General features: G+C 73.5%; 24 protein-coding genes. 16 read left to right on the top strand and 8 right to left on the bottom strand.

Annotation, left to right across the window (positions count from 1 at the left end):
- Window positions 1–162: 162 nt before the first annotated feature.
- Complete coding sequence (locus ACFOX0_RS29870; RefSeq protein WP_377552266.1) at window positions 163–1,023, bottom strand: SAM-dependent methyltransferase; 861 nt, start codon at window positions 1,021–1,023, stop codon at window positions 163–165.
- Between the two features lie 139 nt (window positions 1,024–1,162).
- Between ACFOX0_RS29870 and ACFOX0_RS29865 the strand changes: the two genes are divergently transcribed.
- Genes ACFOX0_RS29865 through ACFOX0_RS29835 form a run of 7 tightly spaced genes read left to right on the top strand, consistent with a single transcriptional unit; the run spans window position 1,163 to window position 10,468 of the window.
- Window positions 1,163–2,572, top strand: a complete 1,410-nt coding sequence (locus tag ACFOX0_RS29865; protein ID WP_377552265.1) for a hypothetical protein — start codon at window positions 1,163–1,165, stop codon at window positions 2,570–2,572.
- Complete coding sequence (locus ACFOX0_RS29860) at window positions 2,569–3,555, top strand: glutamate ABC transporter substrate-binding protein (protein WP_377552263.1); 987 nt, start codon at window positions 2,569–2,571, stop codon at window positions 3,553–3,555. The genes ACFOX0_RS29865 and ACFOX0_RS29860 overlap by 4 nt, the downstream gene beginning before the upstream one ends.
- Before the next feature lie 23 nt (window positions 3,556–3,578).
- Window positions 3,579–4,793 (top strand): hypothetical protein, encoded by a 1,215-nt coding sequence (locus ACFOX0_RS29855; RefSeq protein ID WP_377552262.1) that lies wholly within the window; start codon window positions 3,579–3,581, stop codon window positions 4,791–4,793.
- Window positions 4,790–7,102: a serine/threonine-protein kinase gene (locus ACFOX0_RS29850; RefSeq protein ID WP_377552260.1), complete on the top strand. Its 2,313-nt coding sequence runs from the start codon at window positions 4,790–4,792 to the stop codon at window positions 7,100–7,102. Before ACFOX0_RS29855 ends, ACFOX0_RS29850 begins: the two co-directional genes overlap by 4 nt.
- The gene (locus tag ACFOX0_RS29845) at window positions 7,099–8,172 is read left to right on the top strand and encodes a PP2C family protein-serine/threonine phosphatase (protein WP_377552258.1); all 1,074 of its coding nucleotides are present in this window, start codon (window positions 7,099–7,101) and stop codon (window positions 8,170–8,172) included. The genes ACFOX0_RS29850 and ACFOX0_RS29845 overlap by 4 nt, the downstream gene beginning before the upstream one ends.
- Entirely contained in the window at window positions 8,169–9,464 is a 1,296-nt protein-coding gene (locus tag ACFOX0_RS29840) for a VWA domain-containing protein (protein WP_377552257.1), read from the top strand. Before ACFOX0_RS29845 ends, ACFOX0_RS29840 begins: the two co-directional genes overlap by 4 nt.
- A 14-nt stretch (window positions 9,465–9,478) precedes the next feature.
- Window positions 9,479–10,468: an FHA domain-containing protein gene (locus tag ACFOX0_RS29835; RefSeq protein ID WP_377552256.1), complete on the top strand. Its 990-nt coding sequence runs from the start codon at window positions 9,479–9,481 to the stop codon at window positions 10,466–10,468.
- A 45-nt stretch (window positions 10,469–10,513) separates the two neighbouring features.
- Here the strand turns inward: ACFOX0_RS29835 and ACFOX0_RS29830 are convergent, their stop codons facing one another.
- Both ACFOX0_RS29830 and ACFOX0_RS29825 read right to left on the bottom strand, forming a co-directional pair.
- A complete protein-coding gene (locus ACFOX0_RS29830) occupies window positions 10,514–11,158 on the bottom strand; it encodes a response regulator (RefSeq protein WP_377552255.1) in 645 nt (214 codons plus the stop codon).
- A complete protein-coding gene (locus tag ACFOX0_RS29825) occupies window positions 11,158–12,498 on the bottom strand; it encodes a sensor histidine kinase (protein WP_377552254.1) in 1,341 nt (446 codons plus the stop codon). Before ACFOX0_RS29825 ends, ACFOX0_RS29830 begins: the two co-directional genes overlap by 1 nt.
- Window positions 12,499–12,664: 166 nt before the next feature.
- Here ACFOX0_RS29825 and ACFOX0_RS29820 point away from each other — a divergent pair, with 166 nt between their 5' ends.
- Window positions 12,665–12,967 (top strand): metal-sensitive transcriptional regulator, encoded by a 303-nt coding sequence (locus tag ACFOX0_RS29820; RefSeq protein ID WP_377552253.1) that lies wholly within the window; start codon window positions 12,665–12,667, stop codon window positions 12,965–12,967.
- Between the two features lie 13 nt (window positions 12,968–12,980).
- On the opposite strand, the gene ACFOX0_RS29815 is transcribed toward ACFOX0_RS29820, so the two are convergent.
- Window positions 12,981–13,433: an Lrp/AsnC family transcriptional regulator gene (locus tag ACFOX0_RS29815; RefSeq protein ID WP_377552251.1), complete on the bottom strand. Its 453-nt coding sequence runs from the start codon at window positions 13,431–13,433 to the stop codon at window positions 12,981–12,983.
- Window positions 13,434–13,527: 94 nt separating this feature from the next.
- Here ACFOX0_RS29815 and ACFOX0_RS29810 point away from each other — a divergent pair, with 94 nt between their 5' ends.
- The 3 genes from ACFOX0_RS29810 to ACFOX0_RS29800 all read left to right on the top strand — a co-directional run bounded on the left by ACFOX0_RS29810 (window position 13,528) and on the right by ACFOX0_RS29800 (window position 15,374).
- Window positions 13,528–14,376: an LLM class flavin-dependent oxidoreductase gene (locus ACFOX0_RS29810; RefSeq protein WP_377552250.1), complete on the top strand. Its 849-nt coding sequence runs from the start codon at window positions 13,528–13,530 to the stop codon at window positions 14,374–14,376.
- A gap of 14 nt (window positions 14,377–14,390) precedes the next feature.
- Window positions 14,391–14,816, top strand: a complete 426-nt coding sequence (locus tag ACFOX0_RS29805) for a nucleoside deaminase (RefSeq protein WP_377552248.1) — start codon at window positions 14,391–14,393, stop codon at window positions 14,814–14,816.
- A gap of 312 nt (window positions 14,817–15,128) precedes the next feature.
- Window positions 15,129–15,374: a hypothetical protein gene (locus ACFOX0_RS29800; RefSeq protein ID WP_377552247.1), complete on the top strand. Its 246-nt coding sequence runs from the start codon at window positions 15,129–15,131 to the stop codon at window positions 15,372–15,374.
- A 366-nt stretch (window positions 15,375–15,740) separates the two neighbouring features.
- Here the strand turns inward: ACFOX0_RS29800 and ACFOX0_RS29795 are convergent, their stop codons facing one another.
- Window positions 15,741–16,055, bottom strand: coding sequence for an ArsR/SmtB family transcription factor (locus tag ACFOX0_RS29795; RefSeq protein WP_377552246.1), 315 nt, complete (start codon window positions 16,053–16,055; stop codon window positions 15,741–15,743).
- A gap of 57 nt (window positions 16,056–16,112) precedes the next feature.
- On the opposite strand from ACFOX0_RS29795, the gene ACFOX0_RS29790 reads away from it, so the two are divergent.
- Complete coding sequence (locus tag ACFOX0_RS29790) at window positions 16,113–17,171, top strand: flavin-containing monooxygenase (RefSeq protein WP_377552244.1); 1,059 nt, start codon at window positions 16,113–16,115, stop codon at window positions 17,169–17,171.
- Here the strand turns inward: ACFOX0_RS29790 and ACFOX0_RS29785 are convergent.
- The 3 genes from ACFOX0_RS29785 to ACFOX0_RS29775 form a co-directional block, all read right to left on the bottom strand.
- The gene (locus ACFOX0_RS29785; RefSeq protein ID WP_377552242.1) at window positions 17,100–17,561 is read right to left on the bottom strand and encodes a hypothetical protein; all 462 of its coding nucleotides are present in this window, start codon (window positions 17,559–17,561) and stop codon (window positions 17,100–17,102) included. The two genes, ACFOX0_RS29790 and ACFOX0_RS29785, sit on opposite strands and share 72 nt — an antisense overlap.
- 67 nt (window positions 17,562–17,628) lie before the next feature.
- Window positions 17,629–17,832 (bottom strand): DUF397 domain-containing protein, encoded by a 204-nt coding sequence (locus ACFOX0_RS29780; protein ID WP_377552241.1) that lies wholly within the window; start codon window positions 17,830–17,832, stop codon window positions 17,629–17,631.
- A 15-nt stretch (window positions 17,833–17,847) separates the two neighbouring features.
- Window positions 17,848–18,684, bottom strand: coding sequence for a helix-turn-helix domain-containing protein (locus ACFOX0_RS29775; protein WP_377552239.1), 837 nt, complete (start codon window positions 18,682–18,684; stop codon window positions 17,848–17,850).
- A 290-nt stretch (window positions 18,685–18,974) separates the two neighbouring features.
- Here ACFOX0_RS29775 and ACFOX0_RS29770 point away from each other — a divergent pair, with 290 nt between their 5' ends.
- The 4 genes from ACFOX0_RS29770 to ACFOX0_RS29755 all read left to right on the top strand — a co-directional run bounded on the left by ACFOX0_RS29770 (window position 18,975) and on the right by ACFOX0_RS29755 (window position 21,399).
- On the top strand, window positions 18,975–19,370 hold the full coding sequence (locus ACFOX0_RS29770) for a DivIVA domain-containing protein (RefSeq protein WP_377552238.1): 396 nt from the start codon (window positions 18,975–18,977) through the stop codon (window positions 19,368–19,370).
- Window positions 19,363–19,599: a hypothetical protein gene (locus ACFOX0_RS29765; RefSeq protein WP_377552236.1), complete on the top strand. Its 237-nt coding sequence runs from the start codon at window positions 19,363–19,365 to the stop codon at window positions 19,597–19,599. Before ACFOX0_RS29770 ends, ACFOX0_RS29765 begins: the two co-directional genes overlap by 8 nt.
- 268 nt (window positions 19,600–19,867) lie before the next feature.
- Complete coding sequence (locus ACFOX0_RS29760) at window positions 19,868–20,713, top strand: VOC family protein (RefSeq protein ID WP_377552235.1); 846 nt, start codon at window positions 19,868–19,870, stop codon at window positions 20,711–20,713.
- Window positions 20,710–21,399: an alpha/beta fold hydrolase gene (locus tag ACFOX0_RS29755; RefSeq protein ID WP_377552234.1), complete on the top strand. Its 690-nt coding sequence runs from the start codon at window positions 20,710–20,712 to the stop codon at window positions 21,397–21,399. The genes ACFOX0_RS29760 and ACFOX0_RS29755 overlap by 4 nt, the downstream gene beginning before the upstream one ends.
- Window positions 21,400–21,401: the final 2 nt, after the last annotated feature.

Raw genomic sequence — 21,401 nt, 5'->3', positions numbered from 1 at the left:
CGCGGCTACCAGCGTCCGACTAACCCACGACCTCACACGGACCAAGGAGCGACGACGTCAGCGAGCGACCGACACGATTTTCAGCCCGGAACGGGCCACCTCGCCAGAGGCGACGAGGACTAACCCCGCAGCCAGCGGGGAAGAGACCCACAAGCCCGCCATTCATGGGCGGGTAGTTGACAGCTTGCGCGCCACCGCGCCGTACACCGAGACGGAGCCGTCGGTCGGCGGTTCGCCCGCCGCGTCGCCGTCCGGACGCCAGTGGGTGACCACCTGCAGGCCGGGCTCCACCACCTCCAGACCGGTGAAGAACCGCTCGACCTCGGCCCGGGACCGGACCCGCATCGTCACGCCCTTGGCCCGGTAGATGGCCGCGACCTTCTCCCACGCCGCCGGCCGGTAGTCGCCGGTCAGGTGGGACAGCGCCAGGTAACTGCCGGCCGGCAACGCCGCCACCAGCCGCCGCACGATGTCGTACGGGTCGTCGTCGTCCCCGACGAAGTGCAGGATCGCGATGAGCAACAGCCCCACCGGTCGGTCCAGGTCCAGCGCCGCGCGCAGTCGCGGCGCGGAGAGGATGGCGTCCACGTCCCGCAGGTCGGCGTCGAGGTATTCGGTGCGGCCCTGCTCGGTGCCGGTCAACAGGGCCCGGGCGTGGGCGAGCACGATCGGGTCGTTGTCGACGTACACCACCCGGCTGGTCGGGTCGACGGCCTGGGCCACCTGGTGCACGTTCGGCGCGGTGGGGATGCCGGTGCCGATGTCCAGGAACTGCCGGATCCCGGCCTCCGCGGCCAGGAACCGGACCGCGCGGGCCAGGAAGGCGCGGTTCTCCCGGGGCGGGGTCCGACTGTCCGGATTGGCCCGCAGCCCCTCGGCGGCGGCGGCCCGGTCGGCGGCGAAGTTGTCCTTACCGCCGAGCAGATAGTCGTAGACCCGGGCCGGGTGCGGCAGGTCGGTGCGCAGGTCGACCGGACTTGGCGGGAGCCACGGCTCCTCCATCGTGCCGGCACCCTCCGTCATCTGGCCTCCCGAGGCTCTTGTCGTCGCGCGGCGCGCGGGAGCCCAAGCGTACCGTCGGTCGGCACCACGCTCCCGTCGCCCTTCGGGGCCGGAAAACCGGGCTCGCGGGGGGGCGACGTGGTTGCGGGGATTAGGTACCTTGACGGGCGCAACCAAGATCTGTTCCGGTTTCCGGGTTCCGGCCGGCGCGCGAGGGGTGGGGGTGCTGGTGGCGGTGACGCTCGTCCGTCCGTCCACTCCGGAGGTGCGCCCCGGCGGCCCGGTCGGCCGGCTCGCCGGCTCCCTGGTCCGGGACACCCCCCGCCGGATGGCCGCGGTCCTGGCCGGCATCGTGGCGTTGGGCCTGGCCGTGGGGATCGTGGGCCTGATCGGTGTACGGCAGCGGGCCGGCCTGATCGACGAGGTGACCCACCGTGGCGGCCCGTTGACCGTGGCCGCGCAGAACCTCTACCGGTCGTTGTCCGACGCGGACGCCACCGCGGCGAGCGCCTTCCTCTCCGGCGGGGTGGAGCCGGCCGCCCAGCGCGAGCGTTACCAGAACGGGGTGGCGGAGGCATCGGCCGCGCTGGCGGTGATCGCCGCCGGCCGCTCCGGCGACGACGGGCGCGACGACGAGGTGGCGGTGATCGCCGCCCGGCTGCCGGTCTACACCGGGCTGATCGAGACCGCCCGCGTCTACAACCGGCAGGGTCTCCCGGTCGGCGCCGCCTACCTGCGGGAAGCCTCCGGCCTGATGCGGGACCAACTGCTGCCGGCCGCGCAGCGGCTGTACCAGTCGATCGCCGCGGAGCTGGACCGGGCCCGGGACGGCGGCGCCGGCTTCCCCTGGCTCGCCACGCTGCTCGGCCTGCTCACCGTCGTGGCACTGGTCCGGGCACAGCGCTGGCTGACCCGGCGGACCAACCGGCTGTTCAACGTCGGGCTGGTGATCGCCACCGCGGCGGCGGTGCTGCTGGTCGGCTGGCTCGGCACGGCCGCGGCGATCACCGCGACCCGGCTGGAGGCCAGCGACCGGGACGGATCGGCCCAGGTCGACCGGCTGGTCCAGGCCCGCGTGGCGGCGTTGCAGGCCCGCGCGGACGAGTCACTGACCCTGGTCGCCCGCGGCGCCGGTGGCGACTTCGAAAAGGACTACACCACCGTCATGCAACGGCTGGCCGGCCCGGACGGGCGCGGGGGACTGCTGAAGGACGCCGCCGACAACGCCACCGACGAGACCACCCGGGCCGCCCTCCGGACCGCCACCGCCCAGGCCGGCGACTGGCTCACCGCGCACCGGAAGGTACGCGACCTGGACGGTGACGGACGGTACACCGAGGCGGTCACGGCCGTCGTGGGCACCGGCCCGGGCACGACGACCAGTATCTTCACCGAGCTGGACCGTACGCTGGCGGACGCGATCGCGCACAACGGTGACCGGTTCCAGGCCCAGGCCCGATCCGCCGGCCGGGGCCTGTCCGGGGTGGACCTGGGCACCGCCGTACTGGCCGCGCTGATCGTGCTCGGCGGCGCGGTCGGCCTGCAACGACGGATCGCGGAGTATCGATGACACGCAACCGGATGCTGGGCGCGGCACTCGCGCTGACCACCGTGGCCGGCCTGGTCGGGTGCGCCGACGGCGGTGACCGGCTGCCGACCCGACGGGTCGACCTCCCGGCGGTCCGCCCGGTCGGCGCGCAGGACCCGGCCGCCGTATCCGGTCCGGGCGGCACCGGGCCGGCGTCCTGCGATCCGCGGGCCAGCTTCCGCCCGCCCGGGACGCTGCCCGGGTCGGGCGCCTTCCCGGCCGGTTCGACAATGGCCCAGATCCACCGGCGCGGCCGGCTGGTCGTCGGCGTCGACCAGAACAGCTACCGGTTCGGGTTCCGTGACCCGGCCACCGGCGAGCTGACCGGATTCGACGTGGACATCGCGCGGGAGGTGGCCCGGGCCATCTTCGGCGACCCGACGAAGATCCAGTTCAAGGCCACCAACTCGGCCTCCCGGATCCCGTACCTGCGGGACCGAACGGTGGACATCGTGGTGCAGACCATGACGATGAACTGCGAACGGTGGCAGCAGGTCGCCTTCTCCACCGAGTACTTCACCGCCGGGCAACGGATCCTGGTGCCCCGCAACGCGAAGCTGCGCGGCATCGCCGACCTGGGCGGCAAGAAGGTCTGCTCGACCAACGGGAGCACCTCGATCCGCAACGTCGCCGCCGCGCCGTCCAAGCCGGTGCCGGTCGGCGTACGGGACTGGACCGACTGTCTGGTGATGCTCCAACAGCACCAGGTGGCCGCGGTCTCCACCGACGACAGCATCCTCGCCGGGCTGGCCGCCCAGGATCCCAACACCGCCGTGGTCGGCCCCCGGTTCAGCGACGAGCCGTACGGGATCGGTGTCAACCGCGAGGCGACCGACCTGGTCCGGTTCGTCAACGCCGTGCTGGCCCGGATCCGTGCCGACGGCACCTGGACCAGGCTCTACGACCGGTGGTTGACCGCGCTGGGGGCCGCCCCGCAGCCGCCGGTCGCCCGCTACCGGGACTGACCGCGGTGGCGGTTCCGGCACCGATGGGCCGCGACGAGGTGGACCCGGCCGTCGTCGCGTTGGTGGCGGCGCACGACCGGATCGCCGCGGCGATGTTCGCCGTGGACGGCCATCCGGCGGCGGCGACCCTGCGCGACCCGGACCTGACCGGCGCCACCGGCCGGTACGCCGCCGAACTGACCGCCGACATCGCCGTGCTGTGGTCCCGGTTCAACGCGCTGACCGCCCACCTGCACCGGGTCCGGGCGGTCCGCGCCAGGCGTGGCCGGCCCGGCGACGACGAGCTGATGGAGTTGACCGTCCTGCTGCGGCTGCCGATCGTGCCGATCGGCCCGGACGGCGCGGTGCCCGACGGCGTCGCCGCACCGGCGGTGCCCCGGCTGACCCTGACCGAACTGGCCCGCCAGTTGGAGGGCGGCTGCGCCGACGTGGTCGGCCGGCTGACCCGGCTGGACAACGCGATCGCGGCCCTCGCCGCCCGGTTCGGGCCGCCGACCGAGGCGCTGGCCCGGCTCCGCGCCGCCGCCGGGGAACTCGGCGCCGACGCGGTTCCCGCCGACCGGCTCGACCGACTCGACGAGCGGCTCACGACCGCGTACCGGGGCGCCACGGCGGATCCGATCGCCGTCACCCCGGGCGCGGTCGCCGCCACCGCGCTGCACACCCGGCTGCGCGGGATCGCCGCCGACATCGACGCGCTGCGGGCGGAGCTGGACGCGCTGACCGGGCTGCGGGACGGCTATCCGCGGCGGGCCGAGTCGCTGCGGGCGGCGGTCGACGCCGTCGACACGGCGGAGCGGTCCGCCGCCACCGCCGGGGCCGCGGCCCGGGAGAAGATCGCCGACCCCGGACTGCCCGAGGCGCCGGACGCCGCCGGTGCGCTGCGCGCCCATCTCGCGCAGCTCGACCAGTTGTACCGGGAACGCCGGTGGCCCCGGCTGGCCGAGGAACTCGCCGCGGCCGAGCGGTCCGTCCGGGCGGCCGCCGAGCGGGCCGAGTACCTGCGGGTGGCCGCCGACGGGCTGCTGGAGCGGCGTACCGAACTGCGCGGGCGGCTGGAGGCGTACCGGGCGAAGGCCGCCCGGATGGGCTTCGCCGAGCACGCGGAGCTGGCCGCCCGGCACCGGAGCGCCGAGGAACTGCTCTACACCCGGCCCTGTGACCTGCCCGCGGCCACCCGGGCGTTGGCCGCCTACCTGCGTCACCTCAACCAGCTCAGCGAGCGGGGGACCCGATGAGTCAGCGCTGCGTGCGCGCCGGCTGCGCCGGCGGCTACGGCCCGGAAGGATACTGCGACGAGTGCGGCCGCAAGGCACCGGCGGCCGCTGCCCCGACCACCGGCGGGCCACCGGCGCAGCGCCCCGCCGTACCGGCGGCGACCGTTGGCCCGGCACCGGCCGGTGGCGGCTCGGCACCGGCGACCGGCGGCACGTCGGTCGCGACCCGGGCCGGGTCGGTCCGTACCGGTAGTCGCTCCTCCGGCCGCAGCCGGGGTGCCGGCCGGGGCGGGCTGGGCGCCGGCCTGATCGACCTGCCCCGGGTGCCGCTGCGCGACCCGGCCAGCGCGGTGCTCGCGGACCCGACGGTCGCCGAGGGCCGGCGGTACTGCGTCGGTTGCGACAAGCCGGTGGGCCGGGGCCGGGACGGGAAACCGGGCCGCGCCGAGGGTTTCTGCCCGAACTGCGGTACGCCGTTCTCCTTCGTTCCCCGGCTCCGGCCGGGCGACGTGATCAACGATCGGTACGAGCTGCTCGGCGCGCTCGCCTACGGCGGACTGGGTTGGATCTACCTGGCCCGGGACCGCAACGTCAGCGACACCGTCAGCGACCGCTGGGTGGTGCTCAAGGGCCTGATCAACACCTCCGACCGGGACGCGATGGCCGCCGCCGTGGCCGAACGCCGCTACCTGGTCGAGATCGACCACCCCAGCATCGTCAAGATCCACGACTTCGTGCAGCATCCGGACCCCAAGACCGGCGTGCCGGTCGGCTACATCGTGATGGAGTACGTCGGCGGCCAGTCGCTGCGGGACGTCCTGGTGGCCCGCCGGGAAACCAGCGCGGACCGGGCCCTGCCGCTGCCCGAGGTGATCGCCTACGGGGTGGAGATCCTGCCCGCCCTGGGTTACCTGCACGACCGGGAACTGCTGTTCTGCGACTTCAAGCCGGACAATGTGATCCACGCCGAGGAACAGCTCAAACTGATCGACCTGGGCGCGGTCCGGCACGTCGACGACGACGTCAGCGCGATCTACGGCACGCCGGGCTACCAGGCGCCGGAGGTCGCCCGGGTCGGCCCGTCGGTGGCCGCCGACATCTACACCGTCGGCCGGTCCCTGGCCGTGCTCAGCTTCGACTTCCGCGGCTTCACCAGCACCTACGCCGACCGTCTCCCGGACCGGTCCGAGGTCCCGCTGCTGGCCCGGGAGGAGTCCTACTACCGGCTGCTGCGCCGGGCCACCCACCCGGAACCGGAGCGCCGGTTCCCGTCCGCCGTCGAGATGACCGACCAGCTGCTCGGCGTCCTGCGGGAGGTGTTGTCCGCGGCCGACGGGGTTGCCCGACCGGCGGTGTCCCGGCAGTTCACCCCCGAGCGGCGGGCGTTCGGCACGGACGCCGGTGCGGTGGGTCTGGCCGCGGTGGCCCCCCGGTTGGACCCGCCCACCGTCGCGGCGGCCCTGCCGCTGCCGCAGGTGGACATCCAGGACCCGGGCGCGGGCTTCCTGGCCACCCTCGCGGCGACCGACCCCGGCGAGCTGATCGCCCAGCTCGCCGACGCCCCGGTACGCTCCGGCGAGGTGGCGTTCCGCCTGATCCGGGCCCGGATCGAGGCCGGCGACCTGGCCGGCGCGGCGGCCGACCTGGACCGGTCCACCGGCGCCGACCCGCTGGACTGGCGCAACGACTGGTACCGGGGCCTGCTCGCACTCACCGCCGACCGGGCCGGCGACGCCCGGGTGGCCTTCGACGCGGTCTACGACCAGCTGCCCGGTGAACCGGCGGCCCGGCTGGCCCTCGCCGCGGCCGTCGAATGCACCGGCGACGCGGATCTGGCCGAGCGGCTGTACGACCGGGTGTGGCGTACCGATCGGGGCTTCATCAGCGCCGCGTTCGGGCTGGCCCGCATCCGGCTGGCCCGGGGTGCCCGGGCCGACGCGCTGCGGGTGCTCGACGAGGTGCCGGATTCCTCCAGCCACCACCTCGCCGCCCAGGTGGCCGCGGTCCGGGCCAACCTGCCGAGCGAGCTACTGCCCGGCGACGCGGGCGAGCTGCTGGCCGCCTCCGCCCGGCTGCAACGCCTCGGGCTGGACACCGAGCGGCAGGTCCGGCTGACCGTGGAGACGCTGGAGGCGGCCCTGGCCTGGCTCTCGGCCGGCAACCGGTTGCCGGCCGACGCCCAGGTGCTGGGCCACCCGGGCCACGAGCGCGGGTTGCGGTTCGGCCTGGAGCGCGCCTACCGGACCCTGGCCCAGCTCGCGGCGGATTCGCCCACCCGGGTCGCCCTGGTGGACCGGGCCAATGCCGTCCGCCCGAGGACGTTGACGTGACGGCGCCGTCCTGCCCGGAGCACGGGCCGCCGCCGGACGCGGGGGACAGCTTCTGCGAGGTGTGCGGGCGGAACCTGCGTACCGGTGCGGCCCCGACGCTGACCGCGGCGCCGTTGCCGGGGCCGTCCGGCGGGGCGGCGCCGGTCGTACCGTGGCTCTCCTCGCGGGCCGGCGACGGCGCCTGCGCCGGCTGCGGTGGGCCGGTGCCGGCCGGCGCGTACTGCGACCGGTGCGGGCGGCGGCGCGGCACCGGCCGGGACCGGTCCGAGCTGGAGCTGGACGGCCTGGCCGCGGTGACCGACCGGGCCAACCGGCGGCGCAACGAGGACGCCGTCGCGATCGGCCGGACCGCCACCGCCCGGGTCGCGGTGGTCTGCGACGGGGTGTCCACCTCGGCCCGCGCCGACACCGCCGCCCAGGCGGCGGCCGAGGCCGCGGTGGCCACCCTGCTGACGGCGTTGACCGCCGGCGCCGACCCGGCCGAGGCCAGCCGGCGGGCGGCCCGGGCGGCGACGACCGCGGCCCGGGAGGTGGCCGTCGCCGAGGACCGCGATTCGCCGCCGAGCTGCACCTACGTCTCGGCGGTGGTCACCGGCGAGCAGGTGACGGTGGGCTGGATCGGCGACAGCCGGGCCTACTGGCTGGGTCGGGAGCCGGCGCAGTTGACCGTGGACGACTCGGTCCGCGCCCTGCTCGCCGCGGGCCGGCCGTTGCCGGCCGGACTGGCCGGGGTGGACGAACGCTCCGCGTCGCTGGTCCGCTGGCTCGGTTCGGACGGCGACGGCGCCGAGGCCCAGCTGGTGACCGTCCGACCGACCGGCCCGGGGCTGGTCCTGGTCTGCTCCGACGGGCTGCACCACTACCTGCCGTCGGCGGCGGACCTGGCCGACGCGGTGACCGGCCTGTCCGCCGGTCTTCCCGGAGCGCGGGGCGGTCCGGCCGGCCGCCCGCTGGACCTGGCCCGGGGCCTGACCGCGCTGGCGGTACGGGCCGGCGGGCACGACAACATCGCGGTCGCCGTCCTGCCGTATGCGGCGACCGGAACAGCAGAAGGAGGAACGATGCTATGAGCGGGCAACCGGAGTTCGTGGCCGAGGTCGACCAGAACGAGTACCTGCCCGCCGGGCGGCGGATCGTCGACGCCATCGTGACGGTCACCGCCAGCGGCGCCGGGCTGCGCGGCGGCGGCACCGGCGCGTTGAGCGCGGCCGAGGTCATCATGATTGACACTTCCGGGTCGATGAACGTGCCGCAGTCCAAGATCCAGGAGGCGAAGCGGGCCACCGCCGTCGCCATCGACACGCTGCGCGACGGGGTCGCCTTCGCGGTCATCGCCGGCTCGGCGCACGCCCGGATGGTCTACCCGGGCCAGCCCGGCATGATGGCCGCCAACCCGCAGACGAGGGCCGAGGCCAAGCAGGCGGTGTCCCGGCTGCGCGCCGAGGGTGGTACCGCGATCGGCCGGTGGCTGCACCTGGCCAACCACCTGTTCGCCCACCAGCCTGCCGAGGCCCGGCACGCGATCCTGCTCACCGACGGCCAGAACGCCCACGAGACGCCGCACGACCTGCAACGGGTGCTGGACAGCTGCGAGGGCAGGTTCGTCTGCGACAGCCGAGGAGTGGGCGACGACTGGGTGGCCGACGAGTTGCGCAAGGTCGCCTCCACCCTGCTGGGCACCGCCGACGGGCTGGAGGACCCGGCCGAGCTGCCGGCGGCGTTCCAGGCGATGATCTCCTCGGCGATGGGCAAGTCGGTGGCCGACGTGGCGCTGCGGGTGTGGACCCCGACCGGCGCCACCGTCCGCTTCGTCAAGCAGGTCTTCCCTCAGGTGGAGGACCTGACCGGGCGGCGTACCGAGGTCAGTGCCCGGATCGGCGAGTACCCGACCGGGTCCTGGGGCGCGGAGAGCCGCGACTACCACGTCTCGGTGGAGCTGGAGCCGCAGGCCGTCGGGGAGGAACTGCTCGCCGCCCGGATCAGCCTGGTCGCCGCCGATCAGGTGCTCACCGAGCGGCTGGTGCTGGCCCGGTGGACCGACGACGAGGAGTTGTCCACCCGGATCAACCGCCAGGTGGCCCACTACACCGGGCAGGCCGAACTCGCCGAGGCGATCCAGGACGGCCTCAAGGCCCGGGACGCCGGCGACGTGGAGACCGCGACGGCCAAGCTCGGCCGGGCGGTGCAACTGGCCACCGAGTCCGGCCACACCGACACCGCCAAGCTGTTGGCCCGGGTGGTCGACGTGGTCGACGCGCCGAACGGTACCGTCCGGCTGAAGAAGCGGGTGTCCGGTGTGGACGCCGAGCTGACCAACGTGCGGTCGGTGAAGACCGTCCGGGTGAAGAAGACGCAGGACTGACGGGAGCCGACGCGATGGCCACCTGCCCCAGGGGACACGACTCCGCGACGCTGGACTACTGCGACCAGTGCGGCACGCCGATGGGCGGCACCGCCGCCGGCGGCCCGGCGCCGACCTCCGGTGCCGGGCCCGCACCGACGACCGGGTCCGCCGCCGGGCCCGCGCCGAACCCGACCGCGCCCACCGCCGCCTTCGTGCCGGACGCCGAGGCCGCCGGCAGGCCGTGCCCGCTCTGCGGTACGCCGCAGGCCGGCCGGTTCTGCGAGGAGGACGGGTACGACTTCCTGCTCGCCCCGCCGGTGCCCACCGCCTCGCCGTCCGTTTCCCCCGCCGGGCCCGGTCCGGCCACCGGTGCCCCGGCCGACGGAGCTGCCCCGCCGTCCGGGGAGGACGCTCCGCCGACCGACCCCTGGGCGCTGGCCGAGGAGGAAGAGGCGCCGGCGTCCGGCGCCGACGCGACCGGTCCCGCGCCGACGGGCCAACCCGCCGGCACCGGCGCGGGCACCGCCGCCGGCGGTAACACGGGCGCGGGCACCGCCGCCGGCGGTGACCCGGGCACCGGCGCGGGTCGGTCCGGGTCCGGGTCGTCCGGCCGGCCGGCCCTGGTGGTCGTGGTCGGCGCGGACCGGGCGTACTTCGACACGGTGACCGGCCAGGGCGGCGAGGACGCCGACGAGCTGCGGTTCCCGCCGTACGTCGTCGAGCGGCGGTTCCCGTTGCGCGGCGTGCAGCTGCTGATCGGCCGGGCCAGCCGGTCCCGGGGGGTGCACCCGGAGATCGACCTCGGCGGTCAACCGGAGGATCCGGGCGTCTCGCACACCCACGCGCTGCTGGTCTCCCGGCCGGACGGCTGGGCCGTGGTGGACCTGGGTTCGGCCAACGGGACGTACCTGAACGACCCGGCGTCGGACCCGATCCCGGACAACACCCCGGTGCCGGTCCGCGACGGTGACCGGATCTTCGTCGGCGCCTGGACCAGCCTGTCGATCCGGACGGCCGGCTGACCTGGCGGTCGACGCCGAACCGACATCCGGTTGGGCCCCTCCCGCTCAGCCGTCGGTGGCCGCCCGCAGGTAGGTCAGCACGGCCAGCACCCGGCGGTTGGTGTCCTCGGTCGGCGGCAGGTCGAGCTTGGCCAGGATGTTCCCGACGTGCTTGCCGACGGCCGGCTCGGAGATCACCAACGACCGGGCGACGGCGGCGTTGGACCGCCCCTCGGCGATCAGCGCGAGCACCTCGCGTTCCCGGGCCGACAGCCGGGCCAGCGGGTCGCGCCGCCGGCGCAGCAGCTGGCGGACCACCTCGGGGTCGACCACGGTGCCCCCGTCGACCACCCGGTGCAGCGCGGCGACGAAGTCCGGCACGTCGACCACCCGGTCCTTCAGCAGATAGCCGACCCGCCGCCCGTCGCCGGAGTCGAGCAGCTCGGCGGCGTAGCTGGACTGCACGTACTGGCTGAGGGCGACCACGGCCAGGTCGGGCCGGTCGCGGCGGAGCGCGACGGCGGCCCGCAGGCCCTCGTCGGTGAAGCCCGGCGGCATCCGGATGTCCGTGATCACCAGGTCGGGGGAGTGCGCGGCGACCGCGGCGGTCAGCGCCGCCGCGTCGCCGACGGCGGCGGCCAGGTCGAAGCCGAACCGGGTGAGCAACCCGGCCAGCCCCTCCCGCAACAGCGCGCCGTCCTCGGCGAGCACTACCCGGACGGTAGGTCGGTGTTCTGGTCGCACGGGATCTCCACACGCAGCAGGGTCGGGCCGCCGGCCGGGCTGGACAGCAGCATTCTGCCGGCCACCGCGGCGACCCGGTCGGCCAGGCCGGTCAGCCCGCCGCCCGGTCCCGGGTCGGCGCCGCCCCGGCCGTCGTCGCCGACCTCGATCACCAGCCGGCCGTCCCGCCGGTACGCGGTCACCCGCGCGCCGGTGGCGCCGCTGTGCCGGGCGACGTTGGTCAGGGCCTCGGCCACCACGAAGTAGCCGGTGGACTCGACCGGAGCGGGCAGCCGGCCGGCCAGGTCGGCGTGGACCGTGACCGGGAGCGGGGACCGTTCGGCAAGGTCGTGCAGGGCCGCGGCCAGCCCGAGGTCGGTGAGCACCCGGGGATGGATGTTGTGGATCAGCTGCCGCAACTCCGTCATCAGCTCCTTGGCCCGCTCGTGCGCGTCGCCGACGGCCCGGCCCGCCGGGCTGTCGGGCGGCAGGTCGAGCCGGGCCAGGCCGAGCTGCAGGGTGAGCCCGACCAGGCGTTGCTGGGCGCCGTCGTGCAGGTCGCGTTCGATCCGGCGGCGCTCGACCTCGAACGCGTCCACCAGCCGGGACCGGGATCGGGACACCTGCACCAGTTCGGCCCGTAACCGGTCGTCCGGCCCGCCACCCAGCAGCGCCCTGGCCAGCGCGGCGTGTCCGCCCGCGAGCACCGCCACCAGGTACGGCACGGCGGGCAGCAGCACCAGTCCGGTGATCAGGTAGGGGACGGTCTGCCCGACGGAGTCGACCGTCCGGAAGCCGAGGGTGATCGGCTCGCCGGCGCCGACCAGCGCCGGACTGGCCAGGAGAACGGCGATCAGGAACAGCACGAGGGCGAGCATCCCGTACGCGGCGGGGACCAGGGTGGCCAGCAGCGCCAGGTAGCCGAGCGCGCGCCAGGTGGCCGGTTCGGCGTACCGGGTGCGCAGCCAGGCCCACGGGCCGGGCGCGTCGGGTCGGCGGTGCCCGGACCGGACCGGACGCCGATCCACCAGCCGCAGCCGGCGGCGCTCCACCGCCGCGACCGGCAGCGCCGCCAACGGCCCGAGGGCACCGACGAGCACGCCGCTGACCACGGCGAGCGCGGCGATCAGGCCGATCGGTTGGTGGCCCGCGCCGGACAGCCGACGGGCCAGCGCCAGCCACGGCAGGGCGAGCACCGCGGCGGGCAGGCCCACGGCCAGCAGCACCGGCACGGTGCCGAGCAGGTAGCCCAGCGACCGCCAGGGCCAGCCGGTCAGCAGGAACCGGCGCCGACCGATCGCCGCCAGCGGGTTGCACGGGGTGGACACGCCGACGACGCTAGCCGGCCGGCGGGCGCCGGCCCAGCCGGCCAGGCGTACCCCCGGGGTATGCCTGGCCATACCGCGGCCCGGCGCGGGGCCGGGGTGAATGCCGGGCCGATGCCGGTACGGACCGTGGTTGGCATACCCCCAGGGGGTTAGCTATCCTTGCCGCATGACCTCACCGTCGTCGTCCCCCGTCCGGGGCTACACCGCCAGCAAGGACCAGTTGCTCGCCCGGCTGCGCCGGGTGGAGGGGCAGGTGCGCGGCATCGAGAAGATGGTGGACGACGACCGGTACTGCATCGACGTCCTCACCCAGATCTCCGCCATCCAGGCCGCCCTGGACAAGGTGGCCCTGGGCCTGCTCGACGGCCACGCCCGGCACTGCATGCGGGAGGGGGCCGCCGACGGGCGGGCCGACGAGATGGCCGGCGAGATGATGGCCGCCGTCGGGCGGCTGATGAAGCGCGGCTGACCGATCCCACGGCTCACCCGCCGACCGGGCGTGGCCCCCGGTACGGCAGCGTCGCGCTGTAGACCACGTTCGTGGTGGTGCTGCCGAACGACGCGAGGTCGTTGATGATCTGCTCCAGGTGGGCCGTCGACGTGGCGGCCACCTTCAGGACGTAGCAGTCGTCGCCCGTGGTGCGCAGACACTCCAGCAACTCGGGTCGCTCGGCGAGCATCCGTCGCAGCGGCTCGTGCCGGCTGCCGGGGTACTTCAGCCGCACCACGGCGAGCACGGCGAACCCGACCTTCGCCAGGTCGACCTCCGCCCGGTAGCCCGTGATCACCCCGCTCGACTCCAGCCGCTTCACCCGCTCGGTGGCCGCCGACGCGCTGAGGTTCACCCGCCGACCCAACTCGGTGAGCGGGAGCCGGCCGTCGTTCTGCAACTCGGTGAGGATGGCCCAGTCGACGGAATCGAGACTCACGGTCATCCGGGGAAACTACCGGCAGATCCCCGGCGGAAGCGAGGGGATACCGGCAGCACTCCGTTCCCCGTCGGGACGTCGTCCCGATAGCGTTGCGTCCGTGGATATCGGCGTAAACGTACCGAACTTTGCCCCGGGCACCGAGCCGGAGACGCTGCGCCGGTGGGCGCAGACCGTCGAGGGCCTAGGCTTCGACATGCTGCTGGTCTCCGACCACATCGTGGTGACCCCGGACGTGGCGCAGCAGTATCCGGCCCCGTTCTACGAGCCGTTCACCACGCTGTCCTACCTGGCCGGGGTGACCCGCCGGGTGCGGCTGGGCACCACCGTGCTCATCGTGCCGTACCGGCATCCGCTGCTCACCGCGCGGATGGCGGCGAACCTCAACCGGCTCAGCGGCGACCGGCTGGTCCTCGGCGTCGGGGTGGGCTGGGCCCGGCAGGAGTTCGAGGCGCTCGGGGTGCCGTTCCGGCAGCGTGGCGCCCTGACCGACGAATACCTGGCGACGATGCGGCGGGCGTGGGCCGACACCGCCGACTACGACACCGCGCCGATCCCGATCTGGGTCGGCGGCAACAGCGACGCCGGCATCCGTCGCGCCGTACGGCTCGGCGACGCCTGGCATCCGCTGCGGGTCACCCTCGACTGGTTGACCGACGCGGTGGGCCGACTCAAGGCGACCGCGGACGAACTAAACCGTCCGGTGCCCGCGCTGGTGCCCCGGATCGCGCTGCGGATGACCGACGAACCCGTCACCGACCCGGACCGGCTCGCCGGCGTCGGCACCGTCGACCAGATCGCCGCCGACCTCGACCGGCTCCGGCTGCTCGGCGCGCGGACGGTGGTGCTCGACCCGTTCAACAACGACCTGACCGAGATCCGCGAGCCCGAACGGGCCTGGCGGGCCCTGGCCGCCGTGGCCGCCCTGCGCGACCCGACCACCCGATGACGGAGGAAGACCGGATGACCCCCGACGACGAGAAGTTCCTGCGGCGGGCGATCGAGCTGGCCGACCGGGCCGGCGCGGCCGGCGAACGGCCGTTCGGCTCGTTGCTGGTCGGTCCGGCCGGCGAGGTGCTGGTCGAGGACCACAACACGATGGTCTCCGAGGCCGACATCACCGCCCACCCGGAGCTGAAACTGGCCCGCTGGGCGGCCCGGGAACTCGCTCCGGAGGTGGCGGCCGGCACCACGATGTACACCAGCTGCCAGCCGTGCCCGATGTGCGCCACCGCCATCGACCGCTCCGGCCTCGGCCGGGTCGTCTACGCCCTGTCGAGTGAGCAGTTCGAGAGCGTCAAGCCCGCCACGCCTGCTCTCCCACCCGTCCGGTACGACGGGCCGGCCCTGTTCGCCGAGGCCCGCAAGCCGATCGAGCAGCACTACTGACGGGCTTCGCGGGCATCGGCCCCGCCGGCCCGCGTCACCCGAGGCGGCTCAGGTGGTCAGAGGGTGAGTCCGGACGGCAGTCAGGAGAGCCGACCAGCGGCACGCGCCATCGACGTCCTTGAGTGGTATAGGCCGATGGCGCCGCCACGAGCCTCCGGCTGTCCGTCCTGTAGCCTGGGACAGGTCGAGGTGCGCGGCGGTGGCGTGGTTCGAAGTCGGATTGCTCGGATCAGCCAGCCTGGCCCGCACGCACTCTGACCGACTTGTGGCGTCGCAAACGCTGGGAAATCGCACGTTCCGGAGGTGAAGAGCATGAGCGGGCTGTCACCGGTACTCCTGTCGATCGCGGTGCTGCTGGTCATGTTCGGCTCCGATCTGTGGGTGCTGACCGATGCGCGCGGCCGTGCCCGTCGCGGTGACCCCGTCTCGGTCCGAATCGGCAACCTGCGGGTGGAGACCCCTGAGGCATGGTTCCTGGGCTGCCTCGTGCTTTGGGTGATCTTCATGCCGCTCTACCTGACGGCCACGAGACGCAACCCGTTCGTTCGTCAGAGCTAGCCCGCACGCGAACGCGACCCGCTCGGCCGACGGCACCGTGATGGCACGCCAGGCCCGGCCGGACGAGGCCGGAGGCGGCTCCTCCATTAGGCGGTCAGCCGGTCGGCCTTGACCGCCGCCAGGAAGGTCGCCCAGGGCGCAGGCCGGAACACGAGGACGCGCGCTGACCAGCCAGTCGCCGTTGGGGCGCAGCCTGCTAACGGATGCTGCTGATCCCCTCCGCGTAGCAGCACTAGCCAGCTCGAACCAGCAGTGCCCCCGCCGTTCCAGGTGCGGGGGCATCGCTGTGTCGAGGGCCAGTCGCGGTCGATGATGGTCCGGAACGTCACGCACTATCAGGAACAGAAGCGGGCTGCGGCGCACACCTCAGCTGCTTGCCTCCGGTGGGCAGCAGCGAGCGAGGACCTGTTGTAGTTCGGACAGCGCAGCCGCTATCCCATCGCCATCAGCCATATAGCGCACGGTCTTACCGTTCCGTTCCGCGCGTACCAGGCCACCCCGTCGCAGCAGGGTCAGCTGTTCCGAAGCGGTTGATTGCCCCACACCCGCCTCCGCGGCCACCTGGCCGACGGTCCGGGGCTGACCGTCGGCGAACAGCATCACGATCCGCTGCCGGTTCTCGCTCGCTAGCGCCCTCAGGAATTCCTGCGTCCGCTCGCTCACCAGTTGCTGCGTCGTCACCGCTGAATCCTAACACCGACGATTCGTCATTTCGCGATATTACGATATGATCTCCGCATGCATGACACCCTCGTCATAGGAGCTGGACAAGCCGGCTTGGCCACCGCACATCACCTCACCCGTACAGGCGTGACGCCCCTGGTGTTAGAGGCAGGCCAGGAAGCAACGGGAGCGTGGCCTCGCTTCTACGACAGCCTCATCCTGTTTTCCCCTGCGCGGCACTCACAGCTACCCGGCGTCGCCTTCGAGAGAGACCCCGACGGATATCCAAGCCGTGACGACGTCGTCGCCTACCTGCGCCGCTACGCCAATCATCTGGACGCCGACATCCGCACCAGCACGACTGTCACCCGCGTGACCTGGCAAAATGGCACCTTCGACGTAGCGACCAGCACCGGGGAGCTGTTCACCGCCCGCCACGTGATCTCGGCGACCGGCGGATTCGGTCGGCCACACCGCCCTCAACTACCCGGCCTCGATAGTTTCACCGGCACGGTGCTTCACTCGGCCGACTACCACAACCCTGCCCAGTTGCCAGGCACCCGACTGCTCGTTGTCGGGGCCGGAAACTCCGCCGTCCAGATCGCCGTTGAACTCGCCGCGCATGCCGAGGTCACCCTGACCTCCCGACGCCCTGTGCGCTGGGTCAAGCAACGCCCCGGCGGCCGAGACATTCACGACTGGCTCGCCTGGACACGACTTCAACATCATCCAGCAAGCCGCGTACTGCGGCCCCAGGGCATCGGCGTCCTCGACGACGGCACCTACCGGCAGGCCATCGACGGCGGACAGCCCGAATGGCGACCCATGTTCGAACTCATCGACGGCGACAAGGTGACCTGGGCTGACGGGACCATCGAACGCGTAGACGCGCTCATCCTCGCCACTGGCTTCCGACCGCAGACCGGGCATCTTGTGGCACTCGCCGGACCCAACGGGGACAGCGCCATCGATAGCGCCGGCCTTCCCCGGCACCGATACGGCGTGTCAAGCACCGTGCCAAGACTTGGGTTCGTGGGCCTGGAATGGCAGCGAGGTTTCGCCTCAGCAACGCTCCGTGGCGTCGGCCCCGACGCCGCGTACGTCCTTCCAAGGGTCCGCGCCAAGTCCAAGTAGCTGTGGCACCCCGGGGGCGCTGACCACTGCCTCGCCGGAGTGTCGGAGCTGGTGCAGGTCCCAGCCGGGCAGTCCCGGCCCGGGCGAGGTGTAGCGGTCCAGGAGCACCCGAGCGCGGTCGTAGCCCAACCTCGCCCGGCCGGTGACCGGGCACAGGTCCTTCGCCGCCGGCCGGCAGGCCGGGCCCGGACGGCGTGCGGAGAGGAACACCGGGCCGCCCACCCGGCCGCGGAGCAGCCGGGGCAGCAGGTGGGCGGTGCCGGAGGCCCAGTACACGTACTCGACCGCGCTGCCCTTCGACGTGACCCGGGCGCGGCGGGCCTCCAGCTCCAGGTCCTCGATGTCGAGGGCGAGGATCTCCGAGGCGCGGGCGCAGGTCTCGCACAGCATCCCGGCCAGGCCGATAGCCGCGATCAGCTCCGTTGATCTGGTGGCGCTGAGGGCGGCGGCGTGCAGGTCAAGCGGTCAGCCGGTCGGCCTTGACGGCCGCCAGGAAGGCCGACCAGGGCGCGGGCCGGAACGCCAGGACGCCGGCTTCGGGGTTCTTGGAATCGCGTACGCCGATCGTGCCAGCCAGGTCGGCCACCTCGACGCAGTCGCCGGAGCCGTTGCTGCGGGTGCTCTTCCGCCAGGTCACGCGGGCCGTACCGTCCGTGTCCACCCCGCGCCCGTCCTCTCACAGGTCGTTCATCGCCTCCGAGATCAGGTTGCGGGACTCGCGTGCACCCTTGGCGGTCGCCATCAGATGGTCGAATACCCGGCCGTACTCCCGGACGTCTTGGCCTTCGAGATAGAGGCTACCGGCTCGCGTTTCGACGTACACCACCCCCGGGTCGGTCGGTTCGGGGAAGTCCAGGATGCTGAACGAACTGCCCATCGAGCCGTGCTCGCCGGCGTCGAAGCGCAGGATCTGAACGGTGTTGCCGGGCTGCCTGGCGACGTCGGCCAGGCGTTGAAGCTGGGCTTTGAACGTCGCCGCCCCGCCGATGGGCCGGCGTAGCGCCGCCTCGTCCAGCACCACCCACATCTTGGGCGGGTCCTCGTCCCGCTGGCGGCGCATCCGCAGTTCGACCCGCCGGTCGATCTCAGTGGCCGGCGCGTCCGGATGTTCGGCCCGGATCACCGCCGCCGCGTAGTCGGCCGTCTGCAGCAGACCCGGGATGAGCTGCGGTTGGAAGGTTCGGACCTCCGACGCCTCGGTTTCCAGGCCGACGTAGACCTCGAACCAGTCCGGCAGCACATCGTCGTACTTCTGCCACCAGCCGCGCTTGCGGGCGTCGCGGGCGATCTGGGCCAGCGCGTCGATCTCCTCGCGCTCGGCGCCGTACAGCTCAAGCAGGCCGCGGACGACCGGCGGCAGGGCGGAGACCTGCGCGTTCTCGATCCGGCTGATCGCGGACTTGGAGATGCCGATCTCCTTGGCCGCCTGGTCGGCGGTCATCCCGGTTTCCTCGCGTCGCCGCTTGAGGGCGATGGCGAGCCGGCGGCGGCGCAGCGTGGGGCTTCCAGTCATGCCGATGAGTCTCTCCGAAAAGGACGCGAAGCGCAATGGGTCTCACCCAAATCGGGAGTTGCGCAAAACAACTCCCTCCGGTAGTTCTGGAAGAGCGCAAGGTTCTCGATGTCCCCGGGGTCGTACCGCTGCTCGTAGCTGCGGCCGTGGGCAGGCCGGAGAACCCATCGGGTGCGGGATCGCGCGGCAACGCGATCCCGCACCCACCAAAGGATCACCGCTTCGCCGGCCTGCCGGCGGGCGACGCGACCATCCCGAGACCGAGCCACCAATCGCAAAAGGGGAGCGCCATGGCGGAGCATTGGCCCATCGGCAACGGCACCGAACCCATCGGTAGCGATCTCGAACCGGCGGGGGAGCGCTGTGGTGGCACGGTCTATCGGGCCGAACGGTCCGGCCGGCTCGGCCCGCGACAGATCCGCGGCGCCCGGTTCACCGCGCGTCGGTTCGGCCGCCGGGGCGTCGACCCGGACGAGGTCCGCCGGTTCCTGGCCCGCGTCGCCGACGAGGTCGGCGACCTGCACACCGAACTGTCCGCCGCCCGCGACGAGGCCAACCGCCTGCGGTTCGCCCTGCGCGAGTGGCAGGCCGGCTTCCCGTACGGCAACGAACGCCCCACCCGCTACGACCGCAACGAACGGTCGGGCATCCTGCCGCGCCAACCCCGGCGGTACGGCGGTGCCTGACTACCCGCCGATTCATGCTCCTTGGCGGCCGGCGTGGTCCTGCCTGGCCTGCGGCGAGGACTGGCCCTGCCCGACCCGGCGCCGGCAGTTGTCCGAGCTGTTCGGCGGTGACCCGGGCGGCATCCGACGCTACCTGGCCGTCTACCTCACCGACGCCACCACCGACCTCGGCCACCTGTCCACCCTCCAGGTCCGCGACCGGCTCCTCGGCTGGTGCGACAAACCCTGACCCTGGCCACAACCGGCGCGGTTGGCGGCGATGCCGTTTTCGGCGCCACATCGAGGATGTTGTAGCTACTACGAATTCGATGTGGCGCCGAAATCGACATGCCCGGCCGGTGACGCGGCGAGAGTGGGCCGCGCGCCGGTCGGTGACGCGGTGGGAGCGGGATGCGCGCACGGTCGGTGACGCGGCGACAGCGGGCCGCGCGGACGGCCGCCGTCGTGTCGTAGGGGGCCGGTAACGTCCCGGACCGATGACGGAAGGGAGGCCCGGAATGTCCGGACCGAGGACGTACCTGCACGGGGTGACCTGCTGGATCGACACCGAGCAGCCCGATCCGGCGGCCGCCGCCCGGTTCTACGGCGAGTTGTTCGGCTGGACGTTGACCGAGGCGGTCCCGCCCGGCGCGCCGGGTTCCTACCTCATCGCCACCCTGGATGGAAAGGACGTCGGGGCGATCGCACCCGGCTCCACGGACACGGCCGCGTGGAACACGTACGTCGCGGTCGACGACGCCGACGCGACCGCGAGGGCCGTGGCCGAGGCCGGCGGCACCGTCGGGTCGGCACCCACGGACGTCGGTCCGGCCGGCCGGACGGCGACCTGCGTCGACCCGGCCGGCGCCGAGTTCCGGCTCTGGCAGGCCGGCCGCCGCCTCGGCGCGCAGGTGGTGAGCGCGCCGGGCGGCTGGAACTTCAGCGACCTGCACACCCCGGACCGGGACGCCGCGCTGGCCTTCTACCGGTCGGTCTTCGGCTGGCGGGCGGTCGACCTCGCGCCGGGCGGGCCGATCATGCTCCAGGTCCCCGGGTACGGCGACCACCTGGCCGCCACCGTCGACCCGGACATCCACCGCCGGCAGGCCGCCGCGCCGCCGGGCTTCGCCGACGTGATCGGCGGTCTGGTGCTCACCGACCTCGGTGAGCCGGCGCGCTGGCAGGTCACCTTCACCGTCGCGGACCGGGACAACAGCGCCGCCACGGTCGAGCGGCTCGGTGGACAGATCGTCACCTCTGCCGACGACCTGTGGAGCCGCAAGGCGTTGATCCGCGACCCGCAGGGCGCCCACTTCACCATCAGCCAGTTCACCCCGCCGTCGACAGGGAGCAACCGAACATGACCACCTTCGTCCTCGTTCCCGGTGCCGGCGGCGCCGCCTGGTACTGGCACCGGCTGGTGCCCGAGCTGCGCGGGCGGGGTCACGACGCGCTGGCTGTCGACCTGCCGGCCGACGACGACACCGCCGGCCTGACCGAGTACGCCGACACCGTGGTCCAGGCCGTCGGTGACCGCACCGATCTGGTGCTGGTCGCCTCCTCGATGGGCGCCTACACCGCCCCGCTGGTGGCCGAGCGGCTGCCCACCCGGATGATCGTGCTGGTCAACGCGATGATCCCGACGGCCGGAGAGTCGGCCGGCGAGTGGTGGGCCAACACCGGCCACGAGCAGGCCCGCCGGGAGCAGGCCGAGCGGGACGGCCGCACCATCGGCGCCGACGACGACCTGGCCGACGCGTTCATCCACGACCTGCCGCCCGACCTGGTCGCCGAGTCCGTCCGGCACGCGCGGGACCAGTCCGGTACGCCGTTCCAGAAGCCGTGGCCGTTGCCGGCCTGGCCGGAGGTGCCGACCCGGGTGTTGGCCGGCCGGGACGACCGGTTCTTTCCGGTCGAGTTCCAGCGGCGGGTGGCGCGGTGGCGGCTCGGCATCGTGCCGGACGAGATGCCCGGCGGTCACCTGGTGGCGCTCAGCCGTCCCGCCGAGCTCGCCGACCGGCTCGTCGACTACCTGCGCACCGTGCCGTAAGG

Source organism: Micromonospora zhanjiangensis, assembly GCF_042650605.1.
Lineage (GTDB): Bacteria > Actinomycetota > Actinomycetes > Mycobacteriales > Micromonosporaceae > Micromonospora_J > Micromonospora_J zhanjiangensis.
Note: the sequence above shows the minus strand (reverse complement) of the source record. Positions and strands in the feature narration are given on the sequence as shown.